Here is a 16,068-nt window from a genome sequence, read left to right as displayed (position 1 = left end):
GACTCACAATTGACCCGACGTGTAATGAATTACACGTCTAACAGATCTCGTTAAATAAATTTAACTCTATTTTTCAGTAAAAATATTGTAGTTATTAATCATATTTGATTAGTAACTTAGACAAAATGGTTGAATTACTTGCTATTTGTACTTTTAAGTTAATTTAAAATTGAAGGTGGATGTGAGGATATTTTTCTTTAACACTAGGAATCTTATCAGTAACCTTTTTGGTTGCCTCACCAACCCTTTCTAATCCATGGGTGACAGCAAAAATAGTTTTTTCATCTTCACAAAAACTATCAAACGTAAAACCCTCGATAAACCTATCAATGGAAGTAATTGCATCTAAAATATCCCTTAAAAAGTCTCTGACACTTCTTTTCATAAATAAATAACTTCCTTCAAAACCTGTTTCCCAATATGGGGTTTTAGTCCTTTTTTCATAACCAAATCTACTTTTTTACCTAATTTATCACTAAATAAATTTTGCAACTTACAATATTGCACTAATCCAAATCTAGCATCCGGTTTAAAACTTATTAATAAATCAATATCACTTGTTTCTGTTTCTTCTCCTCTCACATAAGAACCAAATAATCCTAGTTCATCGATATAATATTCCGCTTCAAGTTCTGATTTAATTTGTTTAATTTTTTCCTTGAGACTATTTAATTTTTGTTCTTTTTCTTGAACATCTTGAAAGTTGTTATTAAAGCTAGATTTTTTTGTAGAAATACGATTGATTATTTCCATATAATCTGATTTTCGGTAATTGCTATATCTATTATAGGGGCTACTGAAAAAGTGGAGTCGTGAGGAGAAATTGACAATTATGAAGTTCTACTACCCCAGTGTAGTATGCTTTAACCCGTTTTTTGATTTATTTACCAGACTTTCATTAAGTTTTTAAGATTACAACTCAAAAAGAAAACACCCCCAAAACCTAAATAGTTAAGGAGGTGTTTCCAACAAATCCCATGTAACCCCATGGGTAGGGAATTATGACAATTAAGATTAACCTTTCTGGCCACAAAAAGTTTCCAACAAATCCCATGTAACCCCATGGGTAGGGATATAGCAATAAGGCTTTGTCTCCTCGCCCTACTTGTTTCCAACAAATCCCATGTAACCCCATGGGTAGGGTCTTCGCTTCAGAGGCGTTACGCTACAAGAGCTTTAGCCTTTGAATCTACACAATAGTAAATATAACACATAAAATCTAAATCGTGCAACAAAAAAAGAAGGCTAAAACCCTTACGGGGCAAAGTATCGACACAATAGCACGAAATAATGGGAATTACAGCGATCTGACTTATTGTATAGATTTTATGTTTTTCCTCCTAAAACCCACCGTTAATTACCGACTCCATTTAACCTCCAGAGTATTGTAATCACTAATTTTCCACTGACCATTAATAAGGGAAAATTCATAACGGATCAACCTTTGTGTATAACCACTGCTATCGGTATCAATTCCCCCTCGGGCATTGTATAAAGTATAATTTTCGGTTATCAAGGCATCGATAATGGCAACATTTCCATCTAAGATAAAATATTCTACGCCATCAACACTTTGATTTGAATAGGTATAATAAGCGTTCCTGTTTCTCAACCAATCAATAGAACTTTCCTCTCCATCACTGCGATTAACACTGTTATGGTACTGTGTGCCAGTTAGAAAACTAGATGCTAGGTTTTTGTCATAGGGAGGAGCAAATATTTGACTTTTAGCGTTTAACCATCCTTGAATTATATTTACCGCTACTTGTTGAGAAAAAACTGTTCTTTGAGGTGAATTAGTTGTGCGAGTATTTCTTACGGGCGATCTGGATGGATCATTCATCAGTAATAATCCTAATAGTATAAGAATACCAATGACTGCTCCGATCACTCTCTTTGTTTTGCTATCATCATTTGCCTTCAGTGTTGGTTGAGTTATTGGTTGTTGAAATGAGCTATGGTTTGAAGATAGTTGAGTAGTAACGGGAACATTACTCTTATTCTTTTTTGGAACTTTGATAGAAACTCTGGTTTCTGAAGTAGATTTAACCCCGTCAGGCAATTTAAAAATATCATTTCCCAACTTTAGTTTACGTTGACACCAACAACAGTTTCCATTAGTAGAAGAATAAATATGACTTTCAACTGCAGAACAAATTTGTAATTTATTTGCCGCCTCCCTAAGTGAGTGAAGCCATTCTGTTGCCGTAGGTCTAAGATGAGGTTGTTGATGACCCTCATTAAAACATCGTAAAAAGCATTTTTGTAAGGAAGGATGAATAATATGTAGAGGTATAGTATTGTGATTATGAACTAAGAGCCTATTTTTACTTTCTAGCCATATACCTCGTTTGATTAAATCATTTTGTTCGGGCTTATCTCCACTACCAACCCATTTTCCTAAGCCAAAAGGATGATAACTAAACAATAGTTGATAGATCAAGATACCAAGACGAAAATTATCATGATATGTCTTTTGTTCAACCCTAAGAAGATCTACACCAATTAGTTCAGGAGGCGTATATCCATCAGTACCAACGGGGCAAGGATACAACTTACCGTTAGTACGATCTTTTACTTGAAAAGAATCTACATCAATGAAAGAAGGTACGGCCTGACTATTAACTAATATATTTTGAGGTTTAATATCACCAACAACATAACCTGCTTTATGAATTGCATTAATAATGGAAACGATATTTAAAGCCGTATAGTGTAAAAAATGCCAATCTATTTCGAGTTTTTTAAGTTTTCTACGCTTGGGGTTATATACATCAATTAATTCTAAAGCCTCTTCTATCCTTGGCATGAGAAAACCTAAAAATTTTCCTTGTCGATCTTTTATCAAAGAATGTGGGAAACTAAAAGAGGTGTGATTTTGATCTTGATTAGGATCCTCAGGTTTATTTTTCATCATTACCTTCAATTTAGCAAACTTTTCAGGGGAAGGATCATGATATAACTTTGCGACTAATCGACTCCAATTAGTTGTCCAAACCTGACCTTCACCACTATTAGCAATTTGCTTAACTAGGGTAATTTTTTGGTTACTATTATCACAAAATAATTCTTGCATTGATCGTCAAATTATTGTTTTATTTGATGAAGGGAAAAGTTCGTTCTGTTAGCCATTTTATGATGGATTGTTTGTTATTTTGTTTTTGTTCTGTTTCCTCTATTTGGAGCTCATCGGTGGTTGTGCCAGAGGCTTCGGGCATGGAAGTTGGCTCAGTAAGTAAGCCGAGTAGAAGGGTTTTATCATCATGGGTGCGTGTATTTAATCGTTCTGAATTAAGAAAATCTTGGATGTATTTATCTTCTTCTTCGGGAACTAATGTTTCTTCTAAATACTCTTCCAAGGGAGAGAAAAAAGCGTTAAACGGTTTAGAGTTTTTGTATTCAATTGCCACGTTTTCTAGTCCGTCGGTAGAAGCACAAATGAAGTAAGGTTTCCAGTCAAACACTTGGACTTGCATTTCTTCTATGGCGTTACTAGACGTTACAAAAGTTGTTTCGTTGATATATTCTCCTTTATCTGGATTGAATAATAGTTGCAATTCACCATCATAAGGACGAGCTACGATAAAACCATCTCCAATTTGCATCGCCATCATTCCATGAGGTGTTGCAAGAAAAACAAGTAATGTACAAGCCAATTCACGATAGTCACAATTTAAATTTTGAGCTTCTTGTTTTATCTTTTTCAAAATGTGCTTTAATATATGCTCAAATATCTTTTTTACTCTCTCTAAAGTTGGTTCCCAACGCTCATCATAATTATCTTTGGAATATTTTTGGAATAATAATATAGAAGTCTCTACCGCTATTTCTGCCCCTCTATCCGAAAATTTGGCACTCCCCGCTCCATCGGATACTGCCCCCACCATGACATCTGGTGCAATTAAGCTATAAGCACCAAAATCTTGACAAGGTATATTTTGTTTTTGATGTCCAACTCCCACAGCTGAACGGGCGATCGCTCTCCATTCTTTCATGATATTCGTCAAAGTGTTAGTGTTTTAGGTGGATATTTGTGCCCAGCCCACAGGGGGTAATGCAATTGCTTCTCCGACTTTTCCTCCTGAGACACGCTTCATAGAAGAACTTAGCCAGATAAACAATTCTCTAAAGTTTAAACCACTTAATAAAGCTGGAGGACGATTTGGAGGTGCTATTTGTGTAAGTGTGTTCATATCTGCTCCTTGTACACCCACTGCAAAAAATAAACAACCTCCCTCAGCATCTTTTTGATGCAATCTCTGCGCAGCCATTTGCCAATTATCCGTTGGTGCGCCATCTGTGATCAAAAATATCCAAGGACGATAATAAGGAATGCCATTCTCTTTGTAAATCATTTTGCGCTCTTCTAATAGATCTAACGCAGAGTTGATGGCTTCACCCATGGGGGTTGTTCCTGAGGTTTGTAGGGTAGGAGGTGTAAATTCATCAACGGAGGTAAAGTATTGAATGATATTAATTGTTTCACCAAAAGTGATAATTGATAATTCTACGCTTAAGGTTGCTTGGGTGTCGTTTAATAAATCTCTTTTAAAATCACTAATACCCATGTTCAGTTGGCGAATAGGTTCCCCTGACATAGAGGCTGATGTATCTAATAAAAGGATAACAGGGCAGCGATTTTCTGTATTGTCGGCAAATTCTGGTAATCCTACAGGCATGATATTTTTGTGGGAGTAACGTTTGTTTACTTATATTCGATTGTGTCTTTAGGTTTGAAATCCTATGGTAGATGCACAATTTTTTATGTATAATTATACTACCTCAAAAAGCTAAAAGATCAACATTTATTTATTATGCAAATTCAACATTCTTTGTCTTTACATTGAGGCAAACAAGATCATTTTAAAAATTGACTTTCACCTCTTTACTTATTATTTATTTGCCATTAACTTGAGTAGATTGAATGAGTCGAGCAATTTGAGCATTAGTAGCGGAAAATTTAACAGGAGTTTGAGGGTTTTTGGCTTTGGGAAGATGAGAGTTTTTAGATCTGATAAGCATTAAAGTTACCTACTAACGATGACATTTGTTATTAAAACAAGGAGTAAGAAAAGTCTTTTTCTCAGTTTCTTTACTGCCGATTTTGTTTTCTGAATCCTACCCATATCAGTTTATGGGTGGATTTTTTTACAGTGTTTTAAACAGTCATGTTCTTCCTCCTTTATTTCCTTTTCAACAATCACTAAGATAAACATTGCTAGGAAAAGGGGTTTGCTTCGAGGTAATGGTTAGTTTCAAGGGCGAAGAGATTTGCTTCCCATAGTGCCATTTTCTGATCGCCCCTACTCTATTTATATTTCTCTGAGTTTCTCCATAGAAAACACCCCCAAAACCTAAATAGTTAAGGAGGTGTTTCCAACAAATCCCATGTAACCCCATGGGTAGGGCGTTATCCTCCAAGAAACAGGATACATCCCAGAGGGAGAGTTTCCAACAAATCCCATGTAACCCCATGGGTAGGGATTAAATAGTGATGAATGGATGTAGGCTCTAATTCATTGTTTCCAACAAATCCCATGTAACCCCATGGGTAGGGTCTTCGCTTCAGAGGCGTTACAATGCAAGAGTTTTAGCCTTTGAATCTACACAATAGTAAATATAACACATAAAATCCAAATCGTGCAACAAAAAAAGAAAGCTAAAACCCTTACGGGGCAAAGTATCGACACAATAGCACGAAATAATAGGCATTTGAGCGTTTTTGATTATGGTGTAGATTTTGTGTTGTTTTTTATGGAAAGAATAAGAATTAAAGTGCGCTAGGAAATAGTATTAATAAAGGTTTGGGAAGATTTTTGAAGCATAAAAACTACGGAAGCTGAAATTGTCTAAGAAAACCCCTTTTCTTATCGGTTGTTGTAATGAATTAATCAAAACGTTAAAGAATGTAAAGAATTTGATTTGTCTCCCATAAAATGGGATTACACTTTAGGTGGACTAAATAAAGATCACTAATCACAATCAAATAAAATTGCAAAGTAAAATCTTACCTACACCCATGGTAGGACTATCAAAAATTGAATAATATTCCACACTTTTGCGGGTATTAGCAAATCACACTTTCTGTCATTAGTGAAAGTTTAAAGTCCTATTCCTTGTCACAAAATGGACAAGGATAATTTTTTGATACCCATTGGATGTACAACTAAACAATCATCCCCATAAAAGCCCCAAGAAACATAAAGCATTTTCTTCAAGATTAAAAGTAACCATGCCACAATATACGGTCATCACGTTCGCTCCTGTACAAGGATTTATTGAAAAATCCCGTAAATTAAGAGATTTATATGGTAGTTCATATATTCTATCTCTATTATCGTGGGTAGTGTGTCAAAGGGTAGAAAAGTTAGGTTATAAAGTCATTTCTCCTGCTTCTACCAATGTCACCCAAGGAATGCCTAACCAAATAGTAGTCAAAGGTGAACTTCCCCAAGGAGAAATTATCAGAATAAAATGCACTCTCGATGAGGCTTGGAAGTGTCTGGTTTATGGTTGCAAAGAATGGATTGAAGAGAAAATAACAGTTATTGGCCCTGAGAGTGAATACTATAAATATTGGCGAAGGGATTGGCAATTGTGGGTTAACTACTGTTGGGAGTTTTTTAGCGCTTCTGGTGACACTATTACTCAGGCAAGAAACAACCTCAATCAAGCCAAAAATAGCCGTGATTGGACGGGGATTAATTGGCAGGGGGAAAGTTCTACTTTATCGGGTAGTGATGCTATTTGTCAGCCTTTATTAGGAGAACCTTATGAACCTCACAGCTACAATTATCAACAGGAAAAAAAGATAATTCGCAACTTTTACAAAGCATTAAGCGAAAGTTTAGGGGAGGCTTTTATTGATCCTTCTGAGGAGTTGAGTATTCCTGAGTTGGTGAAAAGAATTATCACCCATGAAACTATTATTAATAGGGTAGCTAATAAATTAGAGTTCTTAAATTTAGATTTATCCTCAGAAAAAATACGGAAGTTATCGGAAGAATTAAGCCCTAATAGTTTTCGAGATTTAAACCGTCATCAAGAGGACAATAACGAGTCTAAATCTTGGACAGGTTGGTTTTTGGGGGATGGGGATAATGCTAGTAAATATTTTAAAAGTTTAGCTAAACAAAATCCACAAACTGAGGAAAAGGGCTTAATACAATTTAGCGCAAAAATGAGGGAGTGGGGTAATAATTTTAAGGAAAATGAGAATGATTTGTTAGAGGGAAAAGGAAGAATGATTTATGCGGGAGGGGATGATTTTTTAGGAGTTTTATATGATAAACCTTTTTTCACCGATGATAACCAAGCGAAACTTTCTGCCTATGACTGTTTAAAGTGGTTTTATTCCTTTAAGTCTGGGGTGTGGCATGGAGATAAACCTAAGATTATTACCGCTAGTGTGGGCTTTGTGTGGGCGGGAAATCAAGTTCCTCAACGGGATATTTTACAACATTGTCATCTGGCGGAATCTTCTGCTAAAAGTACAGGGCGCGATCGCATTGCTTTCCGTATTTTATTTAATAGTGGTAACTATTTGGAGTGGGTATGTCCATGGTGGTTATTGGATACGGGAGAATGGATTTTTGAGGTGGAGAATCAATCCTCAAGGGTTTGTTTACCCGAAGATTTGAGGGTTGATTTGGAGGGTTTAAAAAAAGCTAATTTAAACTTAATAGAGTCCTATGGCGATCGCACCAAAAAACTCCTCAAAAATGGAGGTAATTGGACACACTTTTATCAAGATATAGCCACCTTAGAATCTCGTCATGCTTTCAACAAAAAAGTATTTTCAGAGGAAGAATTAGCACGAAATAATACCATCATAAATAATGATATAGCCCTGAGCTTAATTAATATTTATTTTGGCGAAAAATGGCATAAAATTATTAGTAATTCAAACTATTGGTTTAACAGATATGATGATGATGAACTATTAACATTTACTGGTATTTTAGGAGATCCAAAACAGTTTATCCCCGACTATACACCCCAACAATATAAGCAATTAATTAAACATCCTTTAGTTAAACAAGCCCTTAATAATTGGGTAGTAAATTTAGGCAAAATAGGCTTTTATTTAACTGATCAATAAAATACTTTCTATTCACTAGAAAAATTAATATAGCAATTATCATGGTTACGGGGTACAAAAAGATCCTCCTAAATCCCCCTTAATAAGGGGGACTTGAGAATAATAAATGTATCTCATAATTATAAAAAACGCTATAAATTAAGGATGTAAAATGAGCATCTTACTCGTAATTTTCTTCAACAAACTGTAGAAGGCTTACTCAAAAAATATTCTCTTAAAGAAGTTGAAATGTACAATCTCAAGTATTTAACAATCATTGAACCCCTCGGATTTTTATACGGTAGCGCAGGAAGATTTTTGTCTCCAGAAAACCTCGTCGGGCGATCGGGCGCCAAATTTCCCCCCAACAGCACCACATTATCAGGGGTTTTCGCCGCTAACCTAGACAACGAAGAACTAAAAAAACTATGTGTTGCAGGGCCTTTTTGGGGTAAAACCGAGCAAGTACAAGAAGAGCAAAACTTTTATGTACCTACCCCCCTTAACTATCTCGTCAAAAATGGTCAGATTCAACATAAATTACACTGGGATGACCACAAAAAAGGATGGTATGACGAACAAGGCAACGAACCTGCCGACAAATTTGAAAAAAATACATGGATAGCAATTAGCGAATGGGAAAACCCCACCACCGTAGAATCTCCCCCTTGGCGATTTAATCCCCACCTACACCCCCGATTGGCATTAGATCAGCGACGGGTATATATCGAAGACGAAAACACCCCAGCAGACCAAAAAAAAGGTAGTTTATTCCTCGAAAATGCCGTAGAAATGTCCCCCGATAGCTGTTTAGTTTATTTATCATCCCACCAACTAGAATCAGGCTGGTATCGTTTTGGGGGAGAGGGGCATCTAGTAGAACTTACCTGTATTGAACTTAATGACACCTTAAGAAATTTACTCAATCAACCCATAGACAAGGAATTTGCCTTAATAACCCCTGCGGTATGGGGTTCTAACCGTCTCTCCTATCGTTATCCTGTCTATAACCAAAAAGAAAAATCCGTCACCCCCACCCAACAAAACTCCGATAACGAATCTGTTTGGGAAACAAAAACAATTTTTACCAACCGCCCCTATCCTTTTCGCTATCGTTTTGGTAACCATGAAGATCCCACTCGCCCAAAACTCCTTTCCAGAGGACGTTATGCCGTACCAGCAGGGACGGTGTACGTACTAGAAAAACCCCTTTCCCAATCTTGGTTAGAGTGGGACGAAAGCTGGTTCCCGAGGGAGGGGGTATCTTTCAAACGATGGGGATGTGGGTTAGCCTTACCCATTAGTTCTTTCGAGGCATCGGGCTAGAAGCCCGAAATACACTGCAAAAATATTAATTTTTGGAGATGTTTATTAGTGTTTAACCCATACCCTTGCCATACAAACAAAGACAACTTTTTATTAATTTTAGGAGTAATTTATGTATCAAAAAGCCTACGGAATCATCGAAACCTTAGCACCTCTCCATGTAGGGGCATCCTCTGGAGAAGAAAGCGGTAACTTGAACCTCATATTTCGGGATCAATTTACCCAAACAGGTATCATTCCTGGCAGTTCTATTCGTGGTCGTTTTCGCGCCGACATGAGACAAGAAAACACAGATCAGGTTGATAATTGGTATGGCAAAGAAGCCATCCTCAATGAAAAAGATAGCACCACAGAAGCCCTCGTCAAATTTGAATATGCCTCCATTGTTTGGATACCCGTTTACTGTCCTAATCAGCCCGTTGTCCGTGTATCTTGTCCTGCTTTGTTAAGACGGTATCAGAAAATAACTAATAAACCCACAAAGGAGTTTACACCCTATAGCTACTACGGGAAAAAAACTAGCTCTACTCTATTCTTTAACCTCGGTTTTCTACCTCTAAAAGAAGAAGATAAGGAACTTAAAGACTATATTCCCGAGGAAATTTCTAATAGAGATGAATATCTAGTTTTGATAGTAAATGATACCGAAATATCGATGATCCATGATATGGCTCTTTATCGTCAAAGTAGGGTGGCGTTAGAAACTGATCAAAAGAAGGCTAAAACAGGAGCTTTTTTTAATGTGGAAGCATTACCAGAAGGAACGATCATGACTTTTCCCCTTGCTCTCAAAAAAGAAGATAGTCAAGATGAATTAAAACAGTGGAATAAATTTGTTCAAGACTCCAAAATATCAGCTAATAAAGATATGTATTTTGGGGGTTTAGAATCTATCGGTTTTGGACGTACCAAAGTAACCCTCAATGCAGTAGAGGAAAAATAACACTGTTCAATCTTTTATGTTCACTCATTGCAATTAATTCAGAAATAAATATGTCAAAACCCCAACCAAAAAGACCAAACCAAAGACCTCAAACATCTTCATCTCAAAAAAATTCTCCTCAGAATACATCCTCTACGCAGGTAAAAAATCCACCACAACCTCCAAATTTAGAGGGGTGGCAACCTTATAATTTGGATCATTCTGCCCAAGGTTTGGTTTTAAATTATCGAGATAAAAAAGATGTTTTAAATGAAACTCACAAAATGAGAATGACTGTGTCCTACGGTTTAGAGCGTTTTTGGGGAGAACATCTGCGCCTAAAACGGGAAAACCAAGGTAAAAGTGATTATTGGAAGGCTGTGTGGGATACACTGGGGCAAATTCTTTCCTATACGGGGGTTAGTTTACCTAATGATAATGTTGTTTCCCAGCTACCCAGTAGAACTAGAGAGGAAAGAGAAGCAAAAGAAGCCGATGAAACTAGAAAAATTCAATCTATGGCGAATCAAATATGGCAAATGCCCATGGCTGACCAAAGGGTGGCTTTAATGGTATTAACTCAATTTTGCGATTCTTTGGTGTGGTGGTGTCAACGATATAAGAAATAAAAAAGATTTGTAAATTAGCAAATGTCTTCGGTTGGGTTTTGTATCCCAACCCCACACAGCAACTTTATTGATGAGGTAAGATTTATGGTTTTCGCTAAGGCTTTCCAGAAAGACTCTGTTAAACAAGCTCTTCAAGATAAATTAGACATTGAGGTAAAAGATACTAAACCTGTGGAGGAGTCAATTATAATGCCGTCTCCTGAACAAGTTCCCATGATGTATCGGGCGCAAGTATCGGGGAGATGTTCTTTGCAGTATGGCAAAAATCAGAAGGATTTAGATCGTTGGACGGAGGAATGGGTTTATCCTAATAAAAAAAATGAGCCGTCTTATCAGTTTAAAAAACCTCAGTTAGCTTTGGATGATGGGGTTTATCGTTTTGAAATCGAGTTTCCTTGGCGTGTTTTTAGTAATTGTGGTCAGGATAGTATTTTTCGCCCTGTCATAGGTAAGGATGGTATTCCCTTTATCCCGGGTAGTGGCATTAAGGGATTATTTAGAAGGTTACTTGAATGGGCGGATATTAGTGATGATGATAAACGAACAATTCAAAATTATTGTGGTACAGCGGATAAACCTGCAACATTGAGATTTCTTCGGGCTTATCCTTTGGGGGATTGGGCGCAGACAAAACGAGTTAAACCACGCAATAAAAAAGAGGAAATTCGTTATCAAATGGTTGATATTTGTCACCCCCAACAAAAAAAACAAGTTGAAGGAGGAGGGCGCCCACAGGCGATCGCCCTTATTAGCTTTTATAAACCTACTTTTGTATTTGAACTCAGTAGTATTAAACCCCTAGAAACCAAAGAATGGGAACATATCGAACAATTATTAAGAAAAGCCTTGCATCAAGGCATCGGCGGAAAAACCAGTAATGGTTATGGTTTATATAACGCCCCCCAAGACAAAAGTCTATACCCCCTTGCATTCCATCTTTATGCCAAAGGAGTTAGTCCTTTATTACGCAACGATGAACCAGAATTTCGTCCTAATCTATATAAAGCTACATTAAGAGGTCACCTCAGCCGTCTTTTGGGAGGTGCAACAAATGATATTAAGGCGGTTAAAGCAAAGGTTAATCAACTGTTTGGGGACAATTCCCCCGGTAGTTTACAACTTTATTGGGATACCCTTCCCCAATCTTTAGAACATAAGACCTATGGTAAGGAAAATACGCCCATTTATGAAAATCAAGGGATACTTTATCTTGATGCACCAAATCAGCAAGATATTGCTTTTTTGCAAAAAGTGATGGAATTTGCTTTTATTATGGGTGGTTTTGGTAAATCATGGCGCCGAGTCTATCATCCCGATTTTATGAACTATAACACCCGTGCGATCGGTTGTCATTGGTGGGGTAGTTGGCAAAAACCAGATCAACCATTAAATATTAATAATCCTCAACAACTCACTCAATTTCTCAACGGCTTATTTAATACCTGTCAACAATATTTAAACATCAACAACAATCAGCAATACATCAATAATTGGCGAGAATCTTGGCATCCCCAGAATGTTAAAGTTTTCTCAAAAGTGGTCGCCAAATCGGAGCTTATTACCTTATTTCATGAGGACAAATTCAAATATACCCCTGCCATTGGCGGTAAAAATAAAGGTGATAAACGTCCTAAATATGTAAGTTGTGTTTGGCATCGAATGTTACCCATAGAGAATAATCAATATTTAGAAATTATGACCGTTTTTCGAGGTGATAGCCAGTTATGGAATGGGCAAAAAGCTAATTTTGAAAAAGAGATAACTGAGAGAAACTTTGGATTGACATGGGGAAATAAAAATTAATCTGAGTTTAGGAAAAACAATTGTGTAGGGTGGGCATTGCCCACCAATTAGTATTTTTTGCGATGATAAATTTCAAAAATTTTCATTCATAAACTTGCCACAACTTTTGAGAATCTTCTTTCATTCGCTGTCTCAAATCAGCAGGCGCCAGTATTTCCACATTATACGCCCAACTCCTTAAGCGCATAATCACATCCGCTTCTACATCATTACCTCCCTCCTTGCCATGACGATAATCCATCACATAATAAGCATCATCAGGATTATTACTAATCACTTCATTAATTAACTTTTTATCATCATTGTTTAAAGTAGTTTTAGTACGTCTTAAACGTCCCTCAAAACTCTGCCAAAATTGATTAATATTACTTACATCTAACCGTTTAAAAGTATCATGGCGTTTAGTATATTCAATATAATATTTGTGAAAATCTTGGGGAAAACGTAACAACATTGTTTTAATTTCTCGATGTAAATCTACCCCTAAACCATCCTGTAACTTATTATAAATATCATCCGATGTTTCCTCTTGTAACTCATCTTTTTTATCAAATAATGCCCAATGAATATTATAATTTTCCTCATCCCATTCTTCAGTAAAAATATATTGATTTCTCTCTAGTTCTTGGAAATGATCTAAACGATAATTATAGTAACCTAAATAATTAATAAGATCCCCTGGTTTAGGTCCATAAGCTGTTAAATAAATTCCCCGTTGATTGTAGAATAAACAAATAGGATAAATAATTAAATCTTCAAAAATTGCTTTCTGGCTAGAACTAGCATACTTTATCTTAATTAAGGGGATTTCTTCTTTTTCCCAGATGTCTCGTAAGGTGTAGATTATATCTTGAATTTTATCAATAGTATATTTATCTACTATGTGTTGAAATTTAATAAAAAATCTTTGTTTATCTTTTAGATTTTCCGACGTACTTATTAATACTTCATCAAACTTCAGATTATCAACAAATTCATATAAATTGGTAATTTCTCCACTGTTATTGACATTACCATTAACGGTTAGTTTTTCTTCAATATCTTCTAAAGATAATTTACTATAACACTTTTTGCCAGAAATCAAAAAACCTCTTTTTGCTAAACCAATAAAATCATTATTAAAGGTTCTGATACCATTTTGACCATTTTCTGATTGTAAACATTCAAAGGGAATTAAATTCAATATTTCCTGTTTTTGCTCATTTGTTAAATTAATTCTATATAAATCTTGAAAACCTGTTAACCAATCATTTTCTCTGATACCAAATGTAACTAACCAATTGTTTACGGAATCATTGAGATATTCCCTATTATTTTCCTGACCTAAAAAATTGCGCCAATCTCCTTGAGTAAAAGTTATTTGATCATGAATAAAATAAAAATCTAATGATTGGTCATAAAAACTCATCACTTCTGCATATAGGCGAAACGCTTTTTTAATATTATCGAATAAACTTTTTTGGGCTTTCTCAAACTTCAGATTATCTGGGGTGGGATAACGTAAATTTTTTGGTGTATCAATTATTGACCACAAATTAGTGGGTAAAGGAGGACATTGTTGATATAAAGGGGTTTCTGGCATTTCTGGCATAATTATTTTCATCATATAGGGGCAAGATAACCTTATTTCAGGCTACCACAGGTAAAGTGTTGTGAATATTAATTTTGATGATAATTTTGGTTAGGAAATACCCTTTTCCTTGCGGGGTGATTGACAAAAAAACTAATCTTTGTAATGTGTTTTGGGTGGAAAATCTATACAATAACCAAAAACCCCGAAATGCCTATTATTTCGTGGTATTGTGTCGATCCATTGCACTGTATGCCTTTTAGCCCCATTTTTTGTTGCACGATTTGGATTTTATGTGCTATATTTATTATTGTGTAGATTCAAGGGCTAAAACTCTTGTAGTGTAATGCCTCTGAATCGAAGACCTTACCCATGGGGTTACATGGGATTAGTTGGAAACGAAATATTTCAATCAAAATGGGTTCTTTAATCCCTTACCCATGGGGTTACATGGGATTAGTTGGAAACAGGCATTTTCCCATACAACAGGAAGAGATCTTCGTTCCTTACCCATGGGGTTACATGGGATTAGTTGGAAACACCTCCTTAATCATTTAGGTTTTGGGGGTGTTTTCTATGGGTTTTATTTTTTCTTCTTCTTCAGATTTACGATGGAAGAGAGTTTTTCTTGAGCTAGTTTAGATTAGTAATGGTAAATTAAAATTGAGTTACCACCTACTATGTATAGCTGTGACTATTATTTCAATAGTATGAATATTAATGAATTAAATAAAGTATTATCAAAACATCATATTAATACGGAAAATTGGCTTCATGAAAAAGGAACAAAAACCGTAAGAGATTTACACCATGAAATTGATATGGGGGAAACGATTTTAAGATCAATTAATGGTCAATTGTTTCGGGTAGTTCGTTTGGTTTCTCTACTGGTAAAATTTAAATTAGGTGAGCAATTATTTACTCTTGTGGAAGATAAGCAAATTTTCTTTGCCGGGGGAATCCGAAAGAGGGATTTGGATACCTTGGCGGAAAAAATTAAGGTTGATGAAACTCCAGAATTAGCTGTGTGTCGTTGCTTGAAAGAAGAAATTGGTTTGGATTTTGACGGCTCTTTTATTTTCCTTGGGGAGAGTGAAGAAGTTAAATCTTCTCCTAGTTATCCGTTTCTTCATTCTATTTATAAAGTCTATAATTATCAAGTCATCTTGTCTGAAAAAGAGTTAGAATTTATTCGTTTTTCTGAGTATCACAAAGGAGGACAAAAGATAACTTTATTCACTTTAGAAGCATCAAATTAAAAAAATAAGACTTTCACTATTAATGATTTTCCTTGACAAAACAAATGATATATGATGTTTGAAGGGCGATCGTATTTAGGAATTTCCATAAGTTGATGACTTTAGGTCAACGATATGATTGTTATAAATAAATTTTAAAGTGCGACCGTTTCTAAAAACCTACGATACAAAGGATTTGAAAAATTATATAACTTTATTTCCTTAATTTTTCAGCACCACAACATAAAAGTCTTACACCAGAGCCAATAATATACAACTTTATTTTTTATATAATTGAAAATTATAACCAAAATATGGCTTTACAGACCATGAAATTATATAACTTTATTACCTCGCTACAATAACGCCAATATATTTCAATCCTCTTTGTTCAATCTCTTTTAATAGATTACTGTTATTACCATAACCCCCATCCATGAGAATGATTTGAGGATGATAGTTTCTATCTAAACATCGGTCAATTAAATTTAAAGCAATTT

The 16,068-nt window shown here is 35.5% G+C and carries 15 protein-coding genes; 6 read left to right on the top strand and 9 right to left on the bottom strand.

Features of this window, described 5'->3' with window-relative positions:
- Nucleotides 1-163: 163 nt before the first annotated feature.
- The 7 genes from ACXITR_RS01230 to ACXITR_RS01200 all read right to left on the bottom strand — a co-directional run bounded on the left by ACXITR_RS01230 (nt 164) and on the right by ACXITR_RS01200 (nt 5,475).
- A complete protein-coding gene (locus ACXITR_RS01230) occupies nt 164-385 on the bottom strand; it encodes a HepT-like ribonuclease domain-containing protein (RefSeq protein WP_457995413.1) in 222 nt (73 codons plus the stop codon).
- On the bottom strand, nt 382-753 hold the full coding sequence (locus ACXITR_RS01225; protein ID WP_457995412.1) for a nucleotidyltransferase family protein: 372 nt from the start codon (nt 751-753) through the stop codon (nt 382-384). The genes ACXITR_RS01230 and ACXITR_RS01225 overlap by 4 nt, the downstream gene beginning before the upstream one ends.
- A gap of 604 nt (nt 754-1,357) precedes the next feature.
- A complete protein-coding gene (locus ACXITR_RS01220) occupies nt 1,358-3,076 on the bottom strand; it encodes an IMS domain-containing protein (protein WP_457995411.1) in 1,719 nt (572 codons plus the stop codon).
- A gap of 19 nt (nt 3,077-3,095) precedes the next feature.
- A complete protein-coding gene (locus ACXITR_RS01215) occupies nt 3,096-3,995 on the bottom strand; it encodes a PP2C family serine/threonine-protein phosphatase (protein WP_457995410.1) in 900 nt (299 codons plus the stop codon).
- A gap of 24 nt (nt 3,996-4,019) precedes the next feature.
- Entirely contained in the window at nt 4,020-4,679 is a 660-nt protein-coding gene (locus ACXITR_RS01210) for a vWA domain-containing protein (protein WP_457995409.1), read from the bottom strand.
- 217 nt (nt 4,680-4,896) lie between these two features.
- Nucleotides 4,897-5,022 (bottom strand): hypothetical protein, encoded by a 126-nt coding sequence (locus ACXITR_RS01205; RefSeq protein WP_457995408.1) that lies wholly within the window; start codon nt 5,020-5,022, stop codon nt 4,897-4,899.
- A 171-nt stretch (nt 5,023-5,193) separates the two neighbouring features.
- Nucleotides 5,194-5,475 (bottom strand): hypothetical protein, encoded by a 282-nt coding sequence (locus ACXITR_RS01200; RefSeq protein ID WP_457995407.1) that lies wholly within the window; start codon nt 5,473-5,475, stop codon nt 5,194-5,196.
- A 757-nt stretch (nt 5,476-6,232) separates the two neighbouring features.
- Here ACXITR_RS01200 and ACXITR_RS01195 point away from each other — a divergent pair.
- The 5 genes from ACXITR_RS01195 to ACXITR_RS01175 all read left to right on the top strand — a co-directional run bounded on the left by ACXITR_RS01195 (nt 6,233) and on the right by ACXITR_RS01175 (nt 12,760).
- Nucleotides 6,233-8,101, top strand: a complete 1,869-nt coding sequence (locus tag ACXITR_RS01195; RefSeq protein WP_457995406.1) for a type III-B CRISPR-associated protein Cas10/Cmr2 — start codon at nt 6,233-6,235, stop codon at nt 8,099-8,101.
- A gap of 228 nt (nt 8,102-8,329) precedes the next feature.
- Entirely contained in the window at nt 8,330-9,406 is a 1,077-nt protein-coding gene (locus ACXITR_RS01190) for a type III-B CRISPR module-associated Cmr3 family protein (RefSeq protein WP_457995405.1), read from the top strand.
- 112 nt (nt 9,407-9,518) lie between these two features.
- Nucleotides 9,519-10,349, top strand: a complete 831-nt coding sequence (locus ACXITR_RS01185; protein WP_457995404.1) for an RAMP superfamily CRISPR-associated protein — start codon at nt 9,519-9,521, stop codon at nt 10,347-10,349.
- 50 nt (nt 10,350-10,399) lie between these two features.
- Entirely contained in the window at nt 10,400-10,957 is a 558-nt protein-coding gene (locus ACXITR_RS01180; RefSeq protein WP_457995403.1) for a hypothetical protein, read from the top strand.
- Between the two features lie 84 nt (nt 10,958-11,041).
- Entirely contained in the window at nt 11,042-12,760 is a 1,719-nt protein-coding gene (locus ACXITR_RS01175) for an RAMP superfamily CRISPR-associated protein (RefSeq protein WP_457995402.1), read from the top strand.
- Nucleotides 12,761-12,842: 82 nt separating this feature from the next.
- Here ACXITR_RS01175 and ACXITR_RS01170 read toward each other — a convergent pair whose 3' ends face one another.
- Entirely contained in the window at nt 12,843-14,366 is a 1,524-nt protein-coding gene (locus ACXITR_RS01170) for a TIGR03985 family CRISPR-associated protein (RefSeq protein WP_457995401.1), read from the bottom strand.
- 674 nt (nt 14,367-15,040) lie between these two features.
- Here ACXITR_RS01170 and ACXITR_RS01165 point away from each other — a divergent pair.
- Entirely contained in the window at nt 15,041-15,589 is a 549-nt protein-coding gene (locus ACXITR_RS01165) for a hypothetical protein (RefSeq protein ID WP_457995400.1), read from the top strand.
- A gap of 327 nt (nt 15,590-15,916) precedes the next feature.
- On the opposite strand, the gene ACXITR_RS01160 is transcribed toward ACXITR_RS01165, so the two are convergent.
- Entirely contained in the window at nt 15,917-16,066 is a 150-nt protein-coding gene (locus ACXITR_RS01160; RefSeq protein ID WP_457995428.1) for a transposase, read from the bottom strand.
- Nucleotides 16,067-16,068 lie beyond the last annotated feature (2 nt).

The sequence above is a fragment of the Cyanobacterium sp. genome (assembly GCF_054166785.1).
Note: the sequence above shows the minus strand (reverse complement) of the source record. Positions and strands in the feature narration are given on the sequence as shown.